Source organism: Microbacterium sp. M3 (assembly GCF_033548675.1).
Taxonomy (GTDB): Bacteria; Actinomycetota; Actinomycetes; order Actinomycetales; family Microbacteriaceae; genus Microbacterium; species Microbacterium arthrosphaerae.
This window is the reverse complement of the sequence record NZ_JAWTZT010000004.1, coordinates 103,875-123,977: the sequence shown is the minus strand read 5'-3', so window position 1 is coordinate 123,977 and position 20,103 is coordinate 103,875. Positions and strand designations below refer to the sequence as shown.

At 70.7% G+C, this 20,103-nt stretch carries 19 protein-coding genes; 9 read left to right on the top strand and 10 right to left on the bottom strand.

The genetic code is table 11. The annotated features are described in order from the left end of the window. The first annotated feature begins 110 nt into the window (after positions 1-110). From R8Z57_RS12870 to radA, 4 genes are all read left to right on the top strand, one after another. Positions 111-1,544, top strand: coding sequence for an MFS transporter (locus R8Z57_RS12870; protein ID WP_318354188.1), 1,434 nt, complete (start codon positions 111-113; stop codon positions 1,542-1,544). A 51-nt stretch (positions 1,545-1,595) separates the two neighbouring features. Continuing rightward, positions 1,596-2,549, top strand: a complete 954-nt coding sequence (locus R8Z57_RS12865) for an L-lactate dehydrogenase (RefSeq protein ID WP_318354187.1) — start codon at positions 1,596-1,598, stop codon at positions 2,547-2,549. Positions 2,550-2,647: 98 nt separating this feature from the next. After that, positions 2,648-3,829: a serine hydrolase domain-containing protein gene (locus R8Z57_RS12860; protein ID WP_318354186.1), complete on the top strand. Its 1,182-nt coding sequence runs from the start codon at positions 2,648-2,650 to the stop codon at positions 3,827-3,829. A 186-nt stretch (positions 3,830-4,015) separates the two neighbouring features. After that, positions 4,016-5,386, top strand: coding sequence for a DNA repair protein RadA (gene radA / locus R8Z57_RS12855; RefSeq protein ID WP_318354185.1), 1,371 nt, complete (start codon positions 4,016-4,018; stop codon positions 5,384-5,386). Between the two features lie 289 nt (positions 5,387-5,675). Here the strand turns inward: radA and R8Z57_RS12850 are convergent, their stop codons facing one another. The 6 genes from R8Z57_RS12850 to R8Z57_RS12825 all read right to left on the bottom strand — a co-directional run bounded on the left by R8Z57_RS12850 (position 5,676) and on the right by R8Z57_RS12825 (position 11,619). Next, positions 5,676-6,086 carry a dehydrogenase gene (locus R8Z57_RS12850; protein WP_318354184.1) on the bottom strand — a complete coding sequence of 137 codons (411 nt, stop codon included), beginning with the start codon at positions 6,084-6,086 and terminating at the stop codon, positions 5,676-5,678. Positions 6,087-6,253: 167 nt separating this feature from the next. Beyond that, entirely contained in the window at positions 6,254-6,970 is a 717-nt protein-coding gene (locus tag R8Z57_RS12845; protein WP_318354183.1) for a FadR/GntR family transcriptional regulator, read from the bottom strand. A gap of 104 nt (positions 6,971-7,074) precedes the next feature. Then, positions 7,075-7,848: a 3-oxoacyl-ACP reductase gene (locus R8Z57_RS12840; RefSeq protein ID WP_318354182.1), complete on the bottom strand. Its 774-nt coding sequence runs from the start codon at positions 7,846-7,848 to the stop codon at positions 7,075-7,077. A 100-nt stretch (positions 7,849-7,948) separates the two neighbouring features. After that, complete coding sequence (locus R8Z57_RS12835) at positions 7,949-9,313, bottom strand: aldehyde dehydrogenase family protein (RefSeq protein WP_318354181.1); 1,365 nt, start codon at positions 9,311-9,313, stop codon at positions 7,949-7,951. A 103-nt stretch (positions 9,314-9,416) separates the two neighbouring features. Then, on the bottom strand, positions 9,417-10,283 hold the full coding sequence (locus tag R8Z57_RS12830; RefSeq protein ID WP_318354180.1) for a gamma-glutamyl-gamma-aminobutyrate hydrolase family protein: 867 nt from the start codon (positions 10,281-10,283) through the stop codon (positions 9,417-9,419). Then, positions 10,264-11,619 (bottom strand): glutamine synthetase family protein, encoded by a 1,356-nt coding sequence (locus tag R8Z57_RS12825; protein WP_318354179.1) that lies wholly within the window; start codon positions 11,617-11,619, stop codon positions 10,264-10,266. Before R8Z57_RS12825 ends, R8Z57_RS12830 begins: the two co-directional genes overlap by 20 nt. 186 nt (positions 11,620-11,805) lie before the next feature. On the opposite strand from R8Z57_RS12825, the gene R8Z57_RS12820 reads away from it, so the two are divergent. Continuing rightward, positions 11,806-13,374, top strand: a complete 1,569-nt coding sequence (locus R8Z57_RS12820; protein WP_318354178.1) for an amino acid permease — start codon at positions 11,806-11,808, stop codon at positions 13,372-13,374. A gap of 86 nt (positions 13,375-13,460) precedes the next feature. On the opposite strand, the gene R8Z57_RS12815 is transcribed toward R8Z57_RS12820, so the two are convergent. The 3 genes from R8Z57_RS12815 to R8Z57_RS12805 form a co-directional block, all read right to left on the bottom strand. Then, complete coding sequence (locus tag R8Z57_RS12815) at positions 13,461-14,159, bottom strand: hypothetical protein (protein WP_318354177.1); 699 nt, start codon at positions 14,157-14,159, stop codon at positions 13,461-13,463. 70 nt (positions 14,160-14,229) lie between these two features. After that, the gene (locus tag R8Z57_RS12810) at positions 14,230-14,733 is read right to left on the bottom strand and encodes an amino-acid N-acetyltransferase (RefSeq protein ID WP_318354176.1); all 504 of its coding nucleotides are present in this window, start codon (positions 14,731-14,733) and stop codon (positions 14,230-14,232) included. A 165-nt stretch (positions 14,734-14,898) separates the two neighbouring features. Beyond that, positions 14,899-17,424 (bottom strand): ATP-dependent Clp protease ATP-binding subunit, encoded by a 2,526-nt coding sequence (locus tag R8Z57_RS12805; RefSeq protein WP_318354175.1) that lies wholly within the window; start codon positions 17,422-17,424, stop codon positions 14,899-14,901. Between the two features lie 214 nt (positions 17,425-17,638). Here R8Z57_RS12805 and R8Z57_RS12800 point away from each other — a divergent pair, with 214 nt between their 5' ends. Genes R8Z57_RS12800 through R8Z57_RS12790 form a run of 3 tightly spaced genes read left to right on the top strand, consistent with a single transcriptional unit; the run spans position 17,639 to position 19,100 of the window. Then, positions 17,639-18,262, top strand: a complete 624-nt coding sequence (locus tag R8Z57_RS12800; protein WP_318354174.1) for a hypothetical protein — start codon at positions 17,639-17,641, stop codon at positions 18,260-18,262. Continuing rightward, the gene (locus R8Z57_RS12795) at positions 18,262-18,870 is read left to right on the top strand and encodes a hypothetical protein (protein WP_318354173.1); all 609 of its coding nucleotides are present in this window, start codon (positions 18,262-18,264) and stop codon (positions 18,868-18,870) included. Before R8Z57_RS12800 ends, R8Z57_RS12795 begins: the two co-directional genes overlap by 1 nt. Then, positions 18,867-19,100 (top strand): helix-turn-helix domain-containing protein, encoded by a 234-nt coding sequence (locus R8Z57_RS12790; protein ID WP_318354172.1) that lies wholly within the window; start codon positions 18,867-18,869, stop codon positions 19,098-19,100. The genes R8Z57_RS12795 and R8Z57_RS12790 overlap by 4 nt, the downstream gene beginning before the upstream one ends. Positions 19,101-19,234: 134 nt before the next feature. On the opposite strand, the gene R8Z57_RS12785 is transcribed toward R8Z57_RS12790, so the two are convergent. Then, positions 19,235-19,960 carry a hypothetical protein gene (locus R8Z57_RS12785; protein WP_318354171.1) on the bottom strand — a complete coding sequence of 242 codons (726 nt, stop codon included), beginning with the start codon at positions 19,958-19,960 and terminating at the stop codon, positions 19,235-19,237. Here R8Z57_RS12785 and R8Z57_RS12780 point away from each other — a divergent pair. Further along, positions 19,959-20,090 (top strand): hypothetical protein, encoded by a 132-nt coding sequence (locus R8Z57_RS12780; RefSeq protein WP_318354170.1) that lies wholly within the window; start codon positions 19,959-19,961, stop codon positions 20,088-20,090. The two genes, R8Z57_RS12785 and R8Z57_RS12780, sit on opposite strands and share 2 nt — an antisense overlap. The last annotated feature ends 13 nt before the right edge of the window (positions 20,091-20,103 follow it).

Sequence of the window (20,103 nt, the reverse complement as noted above, 5' to 3'; positions counted from 1 at the left end):
TTCGTCGCGCCGCGGCGCGGCACTGCCGTCATCGTAGGGCCGGGTGCCCGTGCGACGCATCCCTTCCGGGCCCGGCCCCGGTGTCCTCAGCCGGGACTAGCGTGGAACGGGTGACCGACGACCGCGCCGCCGCCGAGACGGCGGCGCGCTCGGGCCGCGCCACCACGACGCAGCGGTTCGTGCTGTGGATCGCGATCCTCGGCTCGTTCGTCGCGTTCCTCGACGGAACGATCGTCAATGTCGCACTCCCGGCGATCAGCGATGAGCTGGGTGGCGGCATCACGACCCAGCAGTGGGTGGTGGACGCGTACCTCATCACCCTCGGCGCACTCATCCTCGTGGCGGGGTCGGTGAGCGACGCCTACGGACGCGTGCTGGTGCTGCGCATCGGCCTCATCGGCTTCGGCATCGCCTCGATCGCCATCGCCGCCGCGCCGACCGCGGAGTTCCTCATCGTCGCCCGCGGCGTGCAGGGCGCCGCCGGCGCGTTCCTCGTTCCGAGCTCGCTGGCGCTCATCACGTCGAACTTCACCGGCGCGGCGCAGAGCCGGGCCATCGGCATCTGGACCGCCATGACCACCTCCGCCATGATCGTCGGGCCGCTCATCGGCGGTGTGCTGGTCGACCTCGCGTCGTGGCGGCTGGCGTTCCTCATCAACGTCCTGCCCATCGGCGCGACCCTGGTGCTGCTCGCGCGCGGCGGCTTCCGCGACACCCGGCATCCGGGGGCCTCCATCGACTGGCTCGGCGCCGCGCTGTGCACGCTCGGACTCGGCGGCATGGTCTACGCCCTCATCGAGCAGCCGAACCTGGGCTGGGCGTCACCGGCGATCTGGCTGCCGCTCGTCGTCGGCGCCGCGCTCTTCGCCGCATTCCTTCTCCGCCAGCGGTCGGTGCGCAGCCCGATCCTGCCGCTGGACCTCTTCCGGGTCCGCAACTTCTGGACCGGCAACGTCGCGACCGCGTTCATCTACGCCGCGCTCGCCCTCAACGGGCTCGTCGTCGTGGTCTACCTGCAGGAGGGCGCGGGGCTCCCCGCCACGTTGGCAGGCCTCGCGAGTCTGCCGATGACGGTCCTGATGATCGTGTTCAGCTCGCGCGTGGGGACGCTCGCCGGCGTGTGGGGCCCGCGCCTGTTCATGACCGTCGGCCCGCTCCTGATGGGCGGCGGCGCGCTGCTCCTCCTCACGGTGGGGACCGACTTCGCCTACTGGTGGCAGGTGCTGCCCAGCATGATCGTCATGGGCGCGGGCCTGGCACTGACCGTTGCACCGCTGACATCGGCGATCCTCGGGGCCATCAGCACCGAGCGCTCGGGCATCGCCTCCGCCGTGAACAACGCGGTGGCGCGCGTCGCCGGGCTCGTCGCCATCGCGCTCCTCGCGACGATCGTCGGCGGCGAGCTCGACCTCGACGGCTTCCATCGCGCCGCCATCGTCACGGCCGCGCTCATGATCGCGGGAGGGATCACCTCGTTCCTCGGCATCCGCAATCCCCCGCGTCCGGCGCACGCCGGCCCGACCGACGCGACGCCCGGCTCTTAGTCCCGGCGCCGGTGCTGGCCGCACCCGCCGCGGCCCTGCAAGACTGGCGGCATGGCCGTCATCGAGAACTCGAAAGTCACCGTCGTCGGCGCAGGCAGCGTCGGCTCGAGCACCGCGTACGCTGCGCTCATCCGCGGATCCGCCCGCCACGTCGCCCTCTACGACATCGCGACGCAGAAGGTCGAGGCCGAGGTGCTCGACCTCGCCCACGGCACGCAGTTCACCGGCTCGAGCGACATCATCGGCGGCAGCGACCTGTCGGTCGTCGAGGGCTCGCACGTCGTCGTCATCACGGCGGGCGCGAAGCAGGACCCCGGCCAGACCCGCATCGAGCTCGCCGGCGTGAACGCCGGGATCATGAAGAAGATGATGCCGCAGCTGCTCGAGGCGGCCCCCGACGCCGTCTACGTCCTCGTGACGAACCCGTGCGACGTGCTGACGGTGCTGGCCCAGGAGCAGACCGGGCTCCCGCCCGAGCGCATCTTCGCCTCGGGCACCGTGCTCGACACGTCTCGGCTGCGCTGGAAGCTCGCCGAGCGCGCCGGCGTCTCGACCGGCAGCGTGCACGCCTACATCGTGGGCGAGCACGGCGACACCGAGTTCCCGCTGTGGTCGAAGGCGACGATCGGCACCGTGCCGATCCTCGAGTGGGTCACCCCGCGCGGCGACCGCATGACCGTCGAAGAGCTCGACCAGATCGCCGTCGACGTGCGCGACGCCGCCTACAAGGTGATCCAGGGCAAGGGCGCGACGAACTACGCGATCGGTCTCTCCAGCGCCCGCATCATCGAGGCGATCCTCAACGACGAGCGCGCGGTCATGCCGGTCTCCCCCGTGCTGCATGATTTCCACGGGGTCGACGGCGTCGCGCTGTCGGTGCCGTCGGTCGTCAGCGCGGCGGGCGCCGTGCCGGTGCGCGAGACGCAGTTCGACCCGCGCGAGCTCGAGCTCTTCCACGCCTCCGCCGCGGCGCTGCGCGACGTGGCGACCTCCTTGCGCGGCTGACGCGATCGACGGATGACGGATGCCGCGACCCGGCCTCCTTCGGCTCGCCGCGGCTGCCCGCTAGTCTCGACGTGCACCGACGATTTTCGGGGGTCATCGTGCGCACAATTCACCACGCTTCCACGCGCCGCGGGCTCGCGGCGGCCGTCGCCGTCATCGCGCTGATGCTCACCGGCTGCGCCGCGCCGGGGCCGGAGCCGGCAGCCACGTCGACGCCGAGTGCGACGACACCGGCGTTCCCGGCGGAGACCGCCACGGCCCTGCAGGACGTGCTCGACGCCGCACCGATCGGCGACACGCTGCCGGGGGTGATCGCGCGCGTCGTGACCGCCGACGGCACGTGGACGGGCACGGCCGGGGCCACGGCGCCCGGCGTGGACGAGATGCCGACGGCGGTCGACCGCACCCGCATCGGAAGCCTCACGAAGACCATGACCGCCACGATCCTGCTGCAGCTGGTCGGTGAGGGTCTCGTCTCGCTCGACGACCCGATCGCGCAGTACGTCGCGGATTCCCCCAACGGCTCGGCGACGCTGCGCCAGCTCGCCGACATGACCAGCGGCATCCCCTCGTACTCCCTCGCCCCCGACTGGCAGACGGCGTACTTCGCCGACCCGGAGCGCGTCTTCACCTCGCAGGAGCTCCTCGACTACGCCAAGGCGCTGCCGGTGGACGGTGCACCCGGCGAGAAGTGGGTCTACTCGAACACCAACTACCTGCTGCTGGGTCTGGTGATCGAGCAGGTGACCGCGCAGCCTATGGAGGACGTCTTCGCGGCGCGTCTGTTCGAGCCGCTGGGCATGGACGACTCGGTGTACCCGGGGGAGTCCGCCGATATCGCCGAACCTCATCTGCGGGGCGTGACCCAGCAGGGGCAGGCCGACGACACGACCGTCGACGCCACGGACTGGAACCCCTCGTTCGGCTCGACGGCGGGCGAGGTCATCTCGACCCTCGACGACCTGACGCTCTGGGCCGACGCCCTGTTCACCGGCGAGGGTGTGCTGACTCCCGAGCTGCAGCAGCTGCGCCGCGACTCGATCCTGTCGTCGCCGCCGCCGAACAGCGCCGACGGCGGCTACGGCCTCGGCTGGGGGCAGCGGCCCGACGGATGGTGGGGTCACTCCGGCACGATTCCCGGCTACACGACGTCGCTGTTCCACTCGTACGACCTCGACGCGACGATCATCGTCGTGACCTCGAGCGACATCGCGTTCCCCGACGGCGGCGGCGAGCCGGCACCCACCCTGTTCGCGGAGCTCGCCGCGGCATTGGGCTGAGGCGCCGGCGAGTCGGATCCCGCGCGTCCCCGCGCTCGGGTCCGTCCGCGCGCACGGGCTCGGTGCCCACTCCGGGCTCGACGTGCGGGCGCCCTCCGGGCTCGACGTGCGGGTAATGCGGGTACCCCTCCGGCCGTGGCCGCGCGGCCGCGCTCCGATGTCGGGCCCGCCGCCTACGCTGGGCCTATGGCCGCACCCCGACGCCCGACGCAGACCGCGCCCTACCGGTGCACCGAGTGCGGCTGGACCACGATCAAGTGGGTCGGGCGCTGCGGCGAGTGCCAGCAGTGGGGCACCGTGGTCGAGGCATCCGAGCAGACCGGCATCCTCCGCTCGGTGACGCCGGTCGCGCCGGGCGCAGGCCGGTCCGCACAGCCCATCACGCGCATCGACACCTCCGACGCCCCGCGCCGGACGACGGGCGTGAGCGAGTTCGACCGCGTGCTCGGCGGCGGCCTGGTGCCCGGGGCGGCGATCCTGCTGTCGGGCGAGCCCGGAGTGGGCAAGTCGACGCTGCTGCTCGAAGTCGCGGCGCAGTCGGCGCAGGCCGGGCGCCGCGTGCTGTACGCGAGCGCCGAGGAGTCGACCGCCCAGGTGCGGCTGCGGGCCGAGCGCACGGGCGCCCTGCACGACGAGCTGTACCTCGCGAGCGAGACCGACCTCGCGACGATCCTCGGCCATGTCGACGACGTCGCGCCCGACCTGCTGATCGTCGATTCGGTGCAGACGGTGTCGTCAGCCCTGTCGGAGGGCATGGCGGGGCACCCGTCGCAGGTGCGCGAGGTCGCCGCCACGCTCATCCGCGTGGCGAAGGATCGCGGCCTGCCGACCATCATCGTCGGGCACGTCACGAAGGACGGCTCGATCGCGGGGCCCCGCATCCTCGAGCACCTCGTCGACGTCGTCTGCCAGTTCGAGGGCGACCGGCAGACCTCCCTCCGCTTCGTGCGGGCCCTCAAGAACCGGTTCGGGCCGACCGACGAGGTGGGGTGCTTCGACATGACCGGAGCCGGCATCGCTGAGGTGCCCGACCCCAGCGCCCTCTTCCTCGGCCACGGCAGCACCGAGCCAGGCACGTGCGTGTCGATCGCGCTCGAGGGCCGCCGTGCCCTGCCGGTCGAGGTGCAGGCGCTGACGATCGACAGCAAGTCGGGCAATCCCCGGCGCATCGTGAACGGCGTCGACGCCGCGCGCGTGGCGACGGTGCTGGCCGTGCTCGAGAAGCGGATGAAGATCAAGACCTCCGACCAGGACGTCTACGTCTCGACCGTCGGGGGCGTGAGGTTCGTCGAGCCCGCCGCCGATCTCGCCATCGCGCTCGCGGTGGCCAGCGCGGTCGAGGGCTGGACCATCCCTCGGCACATCGCCGTGGTGGGCGAGCTCAGCCTGGCAGGAGAAGTGCGACCCGTCACCCAGGCCGCGCAGCGGCGCACCGAGGGAACCCGACTCGGCTACCGCGACGTGATCGACCACCGCTCGGGATCGCTGGGCGGTGCCGTCACCGACGTGCGGACGCGGTCCAAGGGGCGGCCCGGGGACGACGTCCCGGACTTCTGACCCGGGCCGGTGCGCCGGGCCGGTGCCCGCGAGCAGGGCCGTTCGACTGACTGCGGCGCAACCGCAGCGCGTGCGGCCGCGGCATCCGTTCAGCGGCCGCGCGGCCGCCGTCGGCGCTGGGACGGAGCCATCCCGAGGGCCAGGGGGATCACGAGGCCCGCGGCGCAGACGATGCCGACCAGGAGGAATTCCACCCGGCGAGTCTGCCCCTGCCCTGCCCCGGCACGCAAATCTCCGTCGGAGTGTCGCCGGTTCGATGCGTCCGCCCGCGTCGCGCGGGAGCGGAACCTCAGGCGTCGAGCGCCGCGATGACGTCGGCGGGCGAGGCCTGCATCGGGTGCGGACCGGCGATGTCGAAGAACACCGTGGTGATCTCGTCCTCGTGCGCGCCCAGGAAGGCCCGCAGCCACGCGGGCGACTGCAGTGCGACCCCCGGAGGCAGGGTCGCCGGTTTGTGCGCGGCATCGCTGAAGAGCAGCAGCGCCACATCGCCGGTGCGCGGATCGCGGTAGGTCCAGACCTCGCCGGAGTCGAGCGGGTTGTCGCGCTGCCCCGGCCGCATGAGCGGCACGACCGTCGGCCCGTGCCGCAGCGCGAAGGCGACGGCGGCCATGTCCTGCGTCTGCAGCGCGTCACTCAACGGGGTGTTGCGGAACTCCAGGGGCTCCTGCGCCTTCTTCGCCCGCTTCTTGCCTGCCACCCGTCCAGCGTAATCGCCCGCCCACGGTCGTCTGGTTCGCCCTGCCTCAAGTGCGGAAGCCACCGTCCCTTTGCTCACCTGTCACAAGGTGCCACCCGCAGCGACCATTCGCGACAGGCGAGCAAGAGGAGACGACGAGAGACGCTCGCGCCGGCGAGTGCGGCCGCTCAGGTGAGGAAGCCGCGCAGCAGGGCCTCCGAACCGGCCAGGTGCTGCAGGATCGCCGCTTCGGCGGCATCCGGTCGCCCGGCGAGGATCGCCGTGACGATGTGCTCGTGCTGCGCGTTCGAGTGCTCGATATTGCGCGGCAGCAGCGGAAAGGTGTCGAGCCACTCGTTGACGCGCGCGCGGTTCTCGGCGGCGAGCGCGACGAGCGACGGGATGCCGGCGAGCTCGGCGATCGTGAGGTGCAGCAGCGTGTCGAGCCGCCGATAGTCGGACTCGGATGCCTCGGCCACGGCCTCGTAGCGCGCCCACAGCTCGTCGCGCGCCGCGGCGTCGAGCGTGCGTCCCGCGGCGGCCCGCGCCGCCCCGGCCTCGAGAACGCGGCGCAGGCCGAGGACGTCGTCGAGCTCGGCCGGCCCGACGTCACGAGGATGCGGCGGCTGGGGCAGCGGCTCGGCGACGAAGGTGCCGCCGTACCGGCCGCGGCGCCGCACCAGGTATCCGGTGTCGGCGAGCTCGCGGATCGCCTCGCGCACGGTGTCGCGGCTGACCGCGTAGAGCACCGCGAGCTCTCGCTCGGACGGCAGCGACTCCCCCGGGGCCACGACCCCGAGCCGGATGGTCTGCACCAGGCGAGCGACCGTGTCTTCGAGCGCGTTGCCCTCTCGCACCGGCCGGTAGACGGCGCGGCGCACCTCCCGCAGCGGCGCGTCGGTCATGCCGTCAACCTCCGATCCGGTTCGCAACTCAGGATGGATGAGGTGCCGAGCCCGCGCAGCGCGCGAACGCGCCATTCATCCTGAGTTGCGAACACGGCGAGACCTTAGAGCGGCGTCACGTAGGCGTTGGTGATGCCGCCGTCCACCACGAACGCCGTCGCCGTGATGAACGAGGCGTCGTCCGAGGCGAGGAAGGCGACGGCGGCCGCCATCTCCTCCGGCTCGGCGAAGCGGCCCATCGGCACGTGCACGAGGCGCCGCTGCGCGCGCTCGGGGTCTTTGGCGAACAGCTCCTGCAGCAGCGGGGTGTTGACCGGCCCCGGGCACAGGGCGTTCACGCGGATGCCCTGGCGCGCGAACTGCACGCCGAGCTCGCGGGTCATCGCGAGGACGCCGCCCTTCGAGGCGGTGTACGAGATCTGCGACGTCGCCGATCCGAGCAATGCCACGAACGACGCGGTGTTGATGATCGACCCGCGGCCCGCCGGCACCATGTGGCGCAGCGCCGCGCGCGAGCAGAGGTAGACGCTCTTGAGGTTGACGTCCTGCACGCGGTCCCAGGCGGGAAGCTCTGTCGTCTCTATCGAGTCGTCGTCGGCGGGCGAGATCCCGGCGTTGTTGAAGGCGATGTCGAGCCGGCCGAACTCCGCGGCGACGCCGTCGAACACGGCGTTCACCTCCGCCTCGTCGGCCACGTTCACCCGGCGGAAGACCCCGTCGACCAGGTCGGCGGCGACCTCGCCGCTCGCCGGATCGAGGTCGCCGATGACGACGCGCGCCCCTTCCGCCGCGAACCGGCGCGCGGTCGCGAGCCCGATGCCCGACGCCCCGCCCGTCACGATCGCGACCCGATCCTTCAGTCTCGCGGTCAGATCCATGCGTGTTCCCTTCCCCTCTGGCCTGCGATGTCCGGATTTCGCCGGGCTCCTCGTGCCGCACCCCGTGGAGTCCGGACTTCGCGACGGGGGTGCGTCCCGGTCATGAGGCGTCCGTCGCGAAGAAGACGTTCTTGGTCTCCGTGAAGTGCTCCGCGGCGTCCGGGCCGAGCTCGCGGCCGAGGCCGGAGGCCTTCATGCCGCCGAACGGCGTCCAGTACCGCACCGACGAGTGCGAGTTGACCGACAGCACGCCGCTCTTCACTCCGCGCGAGACGCGCACCGCGCGGCCGAGGTTCTCGGTCCAGATCGATCCGGCGAGACCGTAGATCGTGTCGTTGGCCAGGCGGATCGCGTCGGCCTCGTCCTCGAACGGCAGCACCGCCACGACCGGGCCGAACACCTCGTCCCGCGCTATGCGGTCGCCCCGCTCCGCCAGCACGACGGTCGGCGGGAACCAGAACCCGTCGCCCTCGGGCGCCGAGCCGCGGAACGCCACGTTCGCGCCGTCGAGGAATCCTTCGACGGTGGAGCGATGGGATGCCGAGATCAGCGGTCCCATCTCGGTCGTCTCGTCTGCGGGGTCACCCACACGCCAGGCGCCGACCGCGGGCTCGAGCAGTTCGAGGAACCGGTCGTACACGGAGCGCTGCACGAGGATGCGGCTGCGCGCACAGCAGTCCTGGCCGGCGTTGTCGAACACCGCCGCCGGCGCCGCGGCGGCCGCCTTCTCGAGGTCGGCGTCGGCGAACACGATGTTGGCGCTCTTGCCCCCGAGCTCGAGGGTCACGGGCTTCAGCTCGCGCGCGCAGCCGGCGGCCACGTCGACGCCCACCGACGTCGACCCGGTGAACACGACCTTGCGCACGTCGGGGTGCGACACGAAACGCTGCCCGACCACCGAGCCCGACCCCGTCACGACCTCGAACAGTCCGCGCGGGAGGCCCGCCTCGAGCGCCAGCTCGCCGAGCCGCAGCGCCGTGAGCGGCGTCAGCTCCGCCGGCTTCAGCACGACCGCGTTGCCCGCGGCGAGCGCCGGCGCGAAGCCCCACGACGCGATGGTCATGGGGAAGTTCCACGGCACGATGACACCCACGACGCCGTACGGCTCGTGGATCGTCACGTCGAGGCCCCCGGCGACCGGGATCTGCTGCCCGCTCAACCGCTCGGGCGCCCCGGCGTAGTAGTTCAGCACCTGCGCGACGTGCGACGCCTCCCACCTCGCCGACCCGATCGGGTGCCCCGAGTTGCGCACCTCGAGCTGCGCGAGCTCCTCGACGTGCTCCTCGACCACGCGCGCGAAAGCCCGCAGGGCGTCGGCCCGGCCCACCGGGGGCAGTGCCGCCCACGACCGCTGCGCGACGACGGCGCGCGCGATCGCGGCATCCGTCTCCGCGACGTCCGCGCGGCCGATCTCGCGGATCGGCTGCGCGGTCGAAGGGTCGATGAGGGTGAAGGTCGCACTCATGCGTGTCCCGCTTTCTCGCTGCCGTGTCCCCATTTCGCCCGCAAGAGCGCCCGGGAACGACGGAAAGTGGGACATGCGCCCCCCGGCGTCGGGAACGGCGCACTCATGCGTTCACCGATCCGGTCGTTGAGCGAGCGAAGCGAGACGAAACGCCCTGGCCCCCGGCGTCGCCCCGATGCTCGCGGCGTTTCGTCTCGTCGCTGCGCTCCTCGCTCAACGACCGGGCCCCGCGAGCGGCGTAGACGGATGCCTCGGCCACGAGCCCCGCGAAGAGCCGCCGGTCTTCGCGGTTCTCCTCGGGGTGCCACTGCACGCCGACGAGGTACCCCGTGCCGTCGGACTCGAACGCCTGCACCAGGCCGTCGTCGGTTCGGGCCGTCGCGACGAGGCCGTCGCCGAGGCGGTCGATGCCCTGGTGGTGGTAGCTGTGCACGTCGAGCGCGCCCGGTCCGATGAGCTCCGCGAGCCGCGTCCCCTCGTCGACCGTCACCTCGTTCGTCGCGAAGACACCGCCGCCGATGCGGTACCGCTCGGTGCCGAGCGCGTCGGGCAGGTGCTGGTGCAGGCTGCCCCCGTGCGCCACGTTGACGAGCTGCAGGCCGCGGCAGATGGCGAGCACCGGCATCCGTCGCTCCTCCGCGCCCCGGTACAGCGCGAGCTCCCACGCGTCGCGGTCGGGACGAGCCGGATCGGTCAGCGGATGCCGCTGCGCACCGTAGAGCGCCGGCTCGACGTCGAGTCCCCCGGTGAGGATGAGCCCGTCGAGGCCATCGAGCACCGCGGCGGCCGCGCCCTCCGGGTCGGGCTGCGGCGGCAGCAGGACGGCGACACCGCCCGATGCGGTCACCGAGTCGAAGTACTGCTGCGGAAGGAACGCGGCACGGACGTCCCAGACGCCCTGCTTCGCCTGCTCGAGGTACGTCGTCAGTCCGATGACGGGCTTGCGCGTGTCAGAGGCGTTCGAAACCACGCACCCTCTCCCAGTCGGTCACGGCGGCGTCGTAGGCCTCGACCTCGATGCGCGCCTGATTCAGATAGTGCTCCACCATGTCGTCGCCGAAGGCGGCGCGGGCGATCGCCGACTCGTCGAACAGCTGCGCCGCCTCGCGCAGGGTCGTAGGCAGATGGTCGACACCGGCGGTGTAGGCGTTGCCCTCGAGCCGGTCGGGCAGCGGCAGCTCGTGCTCGATGCCGTGCAGGCCGCCCGCGATGATCGCGGCGATGCCGAGGTACGGGTTGACGTCGCCGCCGGGCACCCGGTTCTCCACGCGAAGGGATGAGCCATGGCCCACCACGCGCAGTGCGCAGGTGCGGTTGTCGACGCCCCACGCGATGCCCGTCGGCGCGAACGAGCCCTTCGCGAACCGCTTGTACGAGTTGATGTTCGGCGCGTACAGCAGGGTGAACTCGCGGAGGGTGGCGAGGATGCCGGCGATCCAGTGCTCCATGAGCGGGCTGAAGCCGTGGGCGCCGTCGCCGGCCATGGCCGCCTCACCGTCGTCGGAGCGGACCGACAGATGGATGTGGCAGCTGTTGCCCTCGCGCTCGTTGAACTTCGCCATGAAGGTCAGCGCCTTGCCGTGCTGCTCGGCGATCGCCTTGGCGCCGTTCTTGTAGATCGTGTGCTGGTCGGCGGTCTCGAGCACCTCGGCGTAGCGGAACGCGATCTCCTGCTGGCCGAGGTTGCATTCGCCCTTCACGCCCTCGGTGTAGAGCCCCGCGCCGTCCATCTTCAGCCGGATGTCGCGCAGGAGCGGCTCGAGACGGCCCGAGGCCAGCAGGTCGTAGTCGACGTTGTAGTCGGTCGACGGCGTGAGATCGCGATAGCCCTTGGCCCAGGCATCCCGATACGTGTCGTCGAAGACGATGAACTCGAGCTCGGTGCCCGAGTACGCGACGAGCCCGCGGTCGGCGAGGCGGTGCCGCTGGCGGTTCAGGATGTCGCGGGGCGACTGCACGACCGGATCGCCGGCCTCCCAAGTGAGGTCGGCCATGACGAGCGCCGACCCGGGAAGCCACGGGACGCGGCGCAGCGTCGCGACATCGGGGCGCAGCATCATGTCGCCGTAGCCGGTCTCCCAGCTCGACATCGCGTAGCCGTCGACGGTGTTCATGTCGACGTCGACCGAGAGGAGGTAGTTGCAGGCCTCTGCCCCGTGCGGCAGCACTTCCTCCTGGAACAGCCGCGCCGAGACGCGCTTGCCGACGAGCCGGCCCTGCGCGTCGGCGAAGGCCACCACGACGGTGTCGATGTCGCCGTCGGCGATGGCCGTGTGCAGCTGCTCGACGGTGAGGTTTCCCGGCATCCGTCCTCCTCGTGTGTCGGCATCCGACGTGTCGTGAGCGCGGTCCCCCCGAACCGCGCTCACCCGCACACTCTAACGAAAATCCACTCCAAAGGTAGACACAGCCGACCAATAGGCACCACAATCGGCGAAAAGCGCATCCGCGCGACCCGAGCGCACCTCCCTTCGCCCATCTTTGGAGGACCGATGTCCCAAGCGAGCAGTGCACCACAGCGGAAGTCTTCACCCTCGTCCGGCGCCGGTTCCGCCAAGGTCGCCGGGGCGACCTATACGCGAGCCGGCCAGGATTACTTCGAGAAGCGCGGGCTCAAGCGCAGCGCCGGCGTGTGGGGCCTGTGGGGCCTCGCCGTCGCCGCCGTCATCTCGGGCGACTTCTCGGGGTGGAACTTCGGCATCGACTTCGCCGGGTTCGGCGGCATGCTGATCGCCTTCGCGATCCTCGTGGCGATGTACTACGGCATGATCTTCTCGATCGGCGAGATGGCCGCCGCCATGCCGCACACCGGCGGCGCCTACTCCTTCGCCCGCTCGGCGATGGGTCCCTGGGGCGGCCTCATCACCGGCGCCGCCGAGACGATCGAATACGTCGCGACCACCGCCGTCATCGTGTTCTTCTCGGCGTCGTATGCCGACGCCATCACGTCGGAGCTCCTGGGCCTGTCGCTGCCCGGGTGGGTGTGGTGGATCATCCTGTACGCGGTGTTCATCGCGCTGAACGCCGCGGGCGCGAGCATCTCGTTCAAGTTCGCGATCGTGGTGTCGGTCATCTCGATCGGCATCATCCTGGTGTTCTCGGCCATGGCGATCTTCTCGGGCGCCTTCCAGTGGGACAGCCTGTGGGACATCGCCCCCGACCCGGGCCAGACCGAGTTCCTGCCGCACGGCGTGCTGCCGATCCTCTTCGCCCTTCCGTTCGCGATGTGGTTCTTCCTCGGCATCGAGGAGCTCCCGCTGGCGGCCGAGGAGTCGCACGACCCGGTGCGCGACATCCCTCGCGCCGGCTTCTGGGCACGCGGCACGCTCATCGTGACGGGTCTGCTGGTGCTGTTCCTCAACACCGGCGTGCTCGGCGCGGAGGCCACCGGCGTCGCCGCCGAGCCGCTGCTCGACGGCTTCCGCGCCATCGTCGGCGACCAGCTCGCGGCCCTGCTCGCGCTCTTCGCCCTCGTGGGGCTCCTCGCCTCGCTGCAGGGCATCATGTTCGCCTACGGCCGCAACATGTACTCGCTGTCGCGCGCGGGCTACTACCCGCAGTTCCTCTCACTGACGGGCAAGCGCAAGACCCCGTGGGTCGCGCTGGTGGTGGGCGCCGTCATCGGCTTCGTCGCGCTGCTCATCATCGAGTTCGCCGGCGGCTCGGGCAGTGTGGCTGGGGCCATCGTCCTCAACATCGCGGTGTGGGGAGCGGTGCTCGCGTACTTCCTGCAGATGGTCTCGTTCATCATCCTGCGCAAGAGGCTGCCGAACGTCGAGCGCCCGTACCGCAGCCCGTGGGGCATCACCGGAGCCGTCATCGCGGCCGCGATCGCGCTCCTGATCTTCGTCGGATTCCTGCTCAACCCGACCTTCCTGCCGGCGATCATCGCCATCGCGGTGGTCTACGTCGTGCTGCTGCTGGGTTTCGGCCTCTTCTTCCGGCACCGCCTGGTGCTCTCCCCCGAGGAGGAGTACGCACTGTCGGGCGGCGTCCACGGCGACCCGCAGGCGGAGGGATACGACGCGATGGAGACCCAGGTCTTCGACGACAAGCCCTAGGTGTTCGGCAACACCCTGGTGCGGGGAAAGGGAGCGGGGCGGTCGTGGGGGCCGCCCCGCTCCACCTTTCTGTCACGCGGTGGGCGTCAGTACAGCAGGAACTGCCGCGGCTCGGTCGATGAGATGCCGCCGATCTCGACCGAGAGGTGGTACGACGCCCCGCCGCCCGGGGCACGTGGACGGGAGCCGTCGGCGCACGTGCCCACGGCGGACCGGGTGCGATCCCACGTGAGCGGTGTCGCGCTCGAGACCGTCTGACCCGCGCCGATCAGCACGATCATGTCGCTCGGCTCGCTCTGGCAGTCGGTCGAGCGCCACCACACGTCGTCGCCGCTCATCACGGTGAACGACTGCGCGCTCGTGCCGACGTTGAGGGTGCAGTCGGGGCCGTTGTTGGTGAGCGTGATGGAGAACTGCGGGCTCTCCTCGCTCGCGTAGGTGTCGGCCGAAGTGACCGGCTCGACCGTGAGCTCGCTCGCGACGCACGGCTGCGCCGTCGGCGTCGCACCCGGAGTGGGCGTGCCCTCGACCACCGCACCCTCGACCGCGCCGGTGCTGGACGGGTCGGGGCTGACCGGCGCCGACGGCACCGGCAGCGACTCCGCGGTGTTCTGCGAGCGCGACTCGTCGGACTTGTCGGTCGACTCGGTCGCCGCACCCGCCCACGGCTGGGCGATCAGCAGCCAGACGATGCCGGCGATCGCGAGCACCGCGATGAGCAGCACGATCCTCCGGCGGCGGTACACCGCCGGAGAGTGGCGACGTCGCGGAGTGGTGCCGGTCATGCTGACAGGCTAACCGCGGAGCCGCCGTTAGCCGGTCGGCGCGCGCCGGATGCCGCCACCCGGCCCCGGATCAGAGGCGCTTGATCATGCGCGTGTTGCCCAGCGTGTTGGGCTTCACGTGCGCGAGGTCGAGGAACTCCGCGACGCCCTCGTCGGGCGACCGGATCAGCTGCGAGTACACGTCGGGATCGACGACCTGCTCACCGATCGGCTCGAACCCTCGGCGCGTGAAGAAGTCGACCTCGAACGTGAGGCAGAACAGGCGCGACAGGCCGAGGGTGCGGGCGTTCGCCTCGAGCCGCTCGACGATCGCGCGGCCCACGCCGTGATGCAGCCAGCCGTCGGCCACGATGAGGGTGCGGATCTCGCCGAGGTCCTCCCACATGACGTGGAGGGCGCCGCAGCCGATGAGCTCGCCGTCGGCGTCCTCGGCCACGAGGAACTGCTGCGTCGCCTCGTACAGCACGACGAGGTCCTTGCCGAGCAGGATGCGCCGCTGCACGAACGGCTCGAGCAGCGCCTGGATGCGCCGCACATCGCGCGTGCGCGCCGGCCGCACCGTGTACTCGCTCATCCCTCCAGCGTAGAGCCCGTCCAGCCCCGGGCTTTCGAATCGCGCACTTTGCAGTTTCCAGGCTCGCCGAACTGCAAAGTGCGCGATTCGAAAGCCCGGGGAAGGGACGCCGCAGAAACGAAGAAGACCGGATGCCGCAGCATCCGGTCTTCGTCGATACGGGAGTTACGCGTTCGCCGCGAGGTCGGGCGTCGCGGTGATCTCGCCGTTGTGCACCACGCCGACCGCGACCTTCTCGCCGCGCGGGCCGTGCTCGAAGACGAACTCGCCGTTCTGGGCGTCGACCTTCACGTGGTCGCCGGCGTCGAGCTCGCCGTGGAGGATCTTCTCCGACAGACGGTCCTCGATCTCGCGCTGCATGGCGCGGCGCAGCGGCCGGGCGCCGAGCGCGGGGTCGAAGCCGATCTCGATGAGCTTGTCCTTCGCGGCATCCGTCAGCTCCACCGTCATGTCGCGGTCGAGGAGACGCTCGCCGAGGCGCTTGGTGAACAGGCCCACGATCTGGCGCAGCTCGTCCTTGTCGAGCTGCGGGAAGACGATGATGTCGTCGACGCGGTTCAGGAACTCGGGCTTGAAGTTGCGCTTCAGCTCCTCGTTGACCTTGCCCTTCATGCGCTCGTAGGTCGTGCCGCTGTTGCCCTCGACCTGGAAGCCCACGGGACCGCCGGCGATCGCCGACGAACCGAGGTTCGTCGTCATGATGATCACCGTGTTCTTGAAGTCGATGACGCGACCCTGACCGTCGGTCAGGCGACCCTCTTCGAGGATCTGCAGCAGCGAGTTGAAGATGTCGGGGTGGGCCTTCTCGATCTCGTCGAAGAGCACGACCGAGAACGGCTTGCGACGCACCTTCTCGGTGAGCTGGCCGCCCTCTTCGAACCCGACGAACCCGGGAGGGGCACCGAACAGGCGCGAGACGGTGTGCTTCTCACCGAACTCCGACATGTCGAGCGAGATCAGCGCGGCCTCGTCGTCGAAGAGGAACTCGGCGAGCGCCTTGGCGAGCTCGGTCTTTCCGACGCCCGTGGGCCCGGCGAAGATGAACGAGCCCGACGGGCGCTTGGGGTCCTTGAGGCCCGCACGCTGACGGCGGATCGTCTTCGAGAGGGCGGCGATCGCCTCCTCCTGGCCGATGACGCGCTGGTGCAGCGCCTTCTCCATGAAGACGAGCCGGCTCGACTCCTCCTCGGTCAGCTTGAAGACCGGGATGCCGGTGGCCTGGGCGAGCACCTCGGCGATCAGGCCCTCGTCGACCACCGCGTGCGAGGCGACGTCGCCCGAACGCCACTGCTTCTCGAGGCGCAGGCGCTCGGCGAGGAGGGACTTCTCCTCGTCGCGCAGCGATGCGGCCTTCTCGAAGTCCTGGTCCTCGGAGGCGCGCTCCTTGTCCTCACGGACCTTGGCGATCTTGTCGTCGAACTCGCGCAGCTCGGGCGGGCTCGACAGGATCGACAGGCGCAGGCGGGCGCCGGCCTCGTCGATCAGGTCGATCGCCTTGTCGGGGAGGAACCGGTCGGAGATGTACCGGTCGGCGAGGTTCGCCGCCGCGACGATCGCGCCGTCGGTGATCTGCACCTTGTGGTGCGCCTCGTAGCGGTCGCGCAGCCCCTTCAGGATGTTGATCGCGTGGGGCAGGCTCGGCTCGGCGACCTGGATCGGCTGGAAGCGGCGCTCGAGCGCGGCATCCTTCTCGAAGTGCTTGCGGTACTCGTCGAGCGTCGTCGCACCGATCGTCTGCAGCTCGCCGCGGGCGAGGAGGGGCTTCAGGATCGACGCCGCGTCGATCGCACCCTCGGCGGCACCGGCACCCACGAGCGTGTGGATCTCATCGATGAAGACGATGATGTCGCCGCGCGTGCGGATCTCCTTCGTGACCTTCTTCAGGCGCTCCTCGAAGTCGCCGCGGTAGCGGGAACCGGCGATGAGCGAGCCGAGGTCGAGCGAGTAGAGCTGCTTGTCCTTGAGCGTCTCGGGCACGTCGCCCTTGACGATGGCCTGCGCGAGGCCCTCGACGACCGCCGTCTTTCCGACACCGGGCTCGCCGATGAGGACGGGGTTGTTCTTCGAGCGACGCGAGAGGATCTGCATCACGCGCTCGATCTCCTTCTCGCGCCCGATGACGGGGTCGAGCTTGTTGTCGCGCGCGGCCTGCGTGAGGTTGCGGCCGAACTGGTCGAGCACCTGCGAGCCGCCCTGGGTCGAGCCCTGGGTCTGCTCGCCCGCGCCGCTCGCGACGCCGGCGGGCTCCTTGCCCTGGTAGCCCGACAGCAGCTGGATGACCTGCTGGCGCACCTTGTTGAGGTCGGCGCCGAGCTTCACGAGCACCTGGGCGGCGACGCCCTCGCCCTCGCGGATCAGGCCGAGGAGGATGTGCTCCGTGCCGATGTAGTTGTGACCGAGCTGCAGCGCCTCGCGCAGTGAGAGCTCGAGGACCTTCTTGGCGCGCGGTGTGAAGGGGATGTGCCCGGTCGGCTGCTGCTGACCCTGGCCGATGATGTCCTGCACCTGCTCGCGCACGGCATCGAGCGAGATGCCGAGGCTCTCGAGGGCCTTGGCGGCGACGCCCTCGCCCTCGTGGATGAGACCGAGCAGGATGTGCTCGGTGCCGATGTAGTTGTGGTTGAGCATCTTCGCCTCTTCCTGGGCGAGGACGACCACACGACGGGCACGGTCGGTGAATCTCTCGAACATCGTTCACTCCTCCGGGGCGCCGGGGTGCGGTGATGCACTCGTGGCGCCTTACAACGAGGGTAGCCAGCGGTCGAGGAGCGGATGGCCGTGTTCGCCATGGGCATAGCGCGCCGCTTCCGACATACAGGAATGACGGATGCCTTGCGTCGAGGCATCCGCCTACAATAACGTTTGTCGATAACAACGTTTATCGATATGTCATGGAGGTCTCGACATGACCGACACCGCGGTGGGGGCACTCCCCGGACGCGCCGATCGCGTCACGATGCGCGTGATCGCCGGACTCGCAGGGGCGATGGCGCTCGCGCTGGCGGCGGGGCAGGCGACGATCGCCGCGACGTGCGCGTGGGCGGACTCGGTCACGCTGTCGCTGCTGGCGGAGGAGAGCCTCGAGGTCGTACCCGGCGCCGGCGTGACGTCCGCGTCGATCGACTCCGTGCGGCTCACGACCGATGCGCTCGCGCCGGGCACGCGGGCTCTGTTCGCCGTGGCTGCGGTCCTTCTCGGCGTCACGGCCCTCGCGGTCGGCGTCGCGCTGGCATGGCTGCTGGTCGCGACGGCGTCCGGCCGTCCGTTCCGGCCGGCGCTGTACCGCTTCAGCCTCGTCGCGGGGTTGGCGCTGGTGCTCGGGCCGCTCCTGGCCACGGCGCTTTCAGGGCTGGCGTCGATGCAGGCGGCCTTCGACCTCGACGACGCCGTGGGCGGCATCCTCCTTCCCGGATTCGGGGTGACCTCATGGGGCCTGACGATCCCGATCGTCGGCCTGGCCGTGATCGCTCTCGCCTATCTGCTGCGGCGCATGGAGGGTCTGCAGCGCGACACGGAAGGACTGGTGTGATGACGACGGATGCCGCACCCCCGCGCCCGACCGGAACCCTGGACCTCGTCTTCTTCGCGGTGGCCGCCGCGGCCGCCGTCGCGCTCTGGGCTGTCGTGCGCATCGTGGGCGTGTTCGACCCCACCGGGGTGCCCTTCACGTTGCCGGTCAGCGACGACCCGGTCGCGCTGACGCTGGAGGGTCAGTCGGCCCCGGCGACGCAGACGCTGACCGAGGCGACCGTCCGCGTGCCCGATCTCGACGCGGCCGGCAAGGCGTTCCTGGTCGCATCCGCCGTGATCGTGCTGCTCGGAACCGTCGTGGCCGTCACCGCCATCGTGCGTCTCGCGCTCGAGTTCCGCGCGGGACGATTCTTCTCGCGCCGCGTCACGCGGGCATTCACGATCGTGGGTGCGACCATCCTCGGCACGGCTCTGCTCGTGATGCTGAGCGACGCGATGGCACGCCGCAGCGCGATGGAGGCACTCGGCCTGGCATACGAGCCACTGCATCTGCTCGACCTCGTCGCGTACGCGCCGGCCTGGGTCGCCTCGCTCGTGGCAGGGGTGCTCGCGGGGGCCTTCGCCTACGGCGAGCGCCTGCAGCGCGACGTGCGGGGCCTGGTGTGAGCCCCGCCGACGACGAGGGACCGTCCGGTGTCCACTGCCGCCTCGACGAGCTGCTCGACGAGCGCGGCATGACGCTGACTCGGCTCTCGGAGCTGGTGGGAGTGTCGGTCGTGAACCTGTCGATCCTCAAGAACGACCGCGCCCGCGCGATCCGCTATTCGACGCTCTCGGCGATCTGCCGCGCGCTCGACTGCGAGATCGGCGACCTCCTGGTCCGCGCCGACGCCTGACGCTGACGTTCGGCCTCCGTGCACTGCGAACGCGACGCGCTCGTCTCCGGTCGCCGGCGCGCGCTCGCTCGCTCAACCACCGGAGACCAGGACCCGGTCGTTGAGCGAGCGGAGCGAGACGAAACGCCTGGAGGTCAGTCGGTGCCGGCGATCGGGACCTTGACGTCGGCGAACTCGGCGCCGGTGAGGATCGCCACGGCACCGGAGTCCTCTTCGAGGCCCTCGACGACCGCGACCGTGCCGCGGGGCGCCATGTCCATCGTGCAGACCTGGTTGGCCGGCGGCGTCGCGAAGGTGACGGTGACCTCGGAGGCGCCGGTCGCCTCCACGTTCTCGACCACGGGCGGGCAGCCCGACGAGCCCCACGTGAGGATCACCAGCTGGCCGTCCTCGCCGGTCCAGCCGGCACTCGGCGCGTACTCCTCGGTGGCGGGCAGATCGGCGACGCCGTCGAGGTCGGTGTCACCCGTCACGCCGGCACCGCTGACCGTGATCTCCAGCTCGTCGGCCGGGTCGACGCCTTCGGGCACCCCCACGAGCGTGACGCGGGGCACGAAGTCCTTCGTGCAGGCGGCGTCCTCGTCGGGCTCGACCAGCTCGACTGTCAGCACGCCCTTGTCGTACGAGACGTCACCCGCCACCGGCACGCAGGTCGACGAGCCGAGGGTGACGAGGCCGATGGTGCTGCCGTTGTCGAGCCAGGCCGCCGAGATCTCGCTGTCGTCTCCGCCGGTGCTCGAGCTGGACGAGGGGGCCGGAGTCGAGCCGGATCCGGCAGGGGTCGCGCAGGCGGTCAGCACGCCGGCGGCGAGCAGGGCCAAGCCGAACCCGGCGACGAGGGAGCGAGTGCGGACGGTCATGACGAGCCTCCTGGAGATCCGCGGATTCAGCGCCTCGGCTCCTCTGCTGGGCGAGCAGGCGTGGGCCGCGGCATCCGTCACCCCATGGTGTCGCAGATCAGGCGAAAAGCTCATCACCCCGATCACGTGATCATCACGATCCG

Bases quoted from the DNA above. Each gene is read 5' to 3' on its own strand.
- R8Z57_RS12865 (WP_318354187.1), top strand. From the start codon at position 1,596: ATGGCCGTCATCGAGAACTCGAAAGTCACCGTCGTCGGCGCAGGCAGC.
- radA (WP_318354185.1), top strand. From the start codon at position 4,016: ATGGCCGCACCCCGACGCCCGACGCAGACCGCGCCCTACCGGTGCACC.
- R8Z57_RS12845 (WP_318354183.1), bottom strand. From the start codon at position 6,970: ATGACCGACGCGCCGCTGCGGGAGGTGCGCCGCGCCGTCTACCGGCCG.
- R8Z57_RS12840 (WP_318354182.1), bottom strand. From the start codon at position 7,848: ATGGATCTGACCGCGAGACTGAAGGATCGGGTCGCGATCGTGACGGGC.
- R8Z57_RS12835 (WP_318354181.1), bottom strand. From the start codon at position 9,313: ATGAGTGCGACCTTCACCCTCATCGACCCTTCGACCGCGCAGCCGATC.
- R8Z57_RS12825 (WP_318354179.1), bottom strand. From the start codon at position 11,619: ATGCCGGGAAACCTCACCGTCGAGCAGCTGCACACGGCCATCGCCGAC.
- R8Z57_RS12820 (WP_318354178.1), top strand. From the start codon at position 11,806: ATGTCCCAAGCGAGCAGTGCACCACAGCGGAAGTCTTCACCCTCGTCC.
- R8Z57_RS12815 (WP_318354177.1), bottom strand. From the start codon at position 14,159: ATGACCGGCACCACTCCGCGACGTCGCCACTCTCCGGCGGTGTACCGC.
- R8Z57_RS12810 (WP_318354176.1), bottom strand. From the start codon at position 14,733: ATGAGCGAGTACACGGTGCGGCCGGCGCGCACGCGCGATGTGCGGCGC.
- R8Z57_RS12805 (WP_318354175.1), bottom strand. From the start codon at position 17,424: ATGTTCGAGAGATTCACCGACCGTGCCCGTCGTGTGGTCGTCCTCGCC.
- R8Z57_RS12800 (WP_318354174.1), top strand. From the start codon at position 17,639: ATGACCGACACCGCGGTGGGGGCACTCCCCGGACGCGCCGATCGCGTC.
- R8Z57_RS12795 (WP_318354173.1), top strand. From the start codon at position 18,262: ATGACGACGGATGCCGCACCCCCGCGCCCGACCGGAACCCTGGACCTC.
- R8Z57_RS12780 (WP_318354170.1), top strand. From the start codon at position 19,959: ATGACGAGCCTCCTGGAGATCCGCGGATTCAGCGCCTCGGCTCCTCTG.
- R8Z57_RS12785 (WP_318354171.1), bottom strand. From the start codon at position 19,960: ATGACCGTCCGCACTCGCTCCCTCGTCGCCGGGTTCGGCTTGGCCCTG.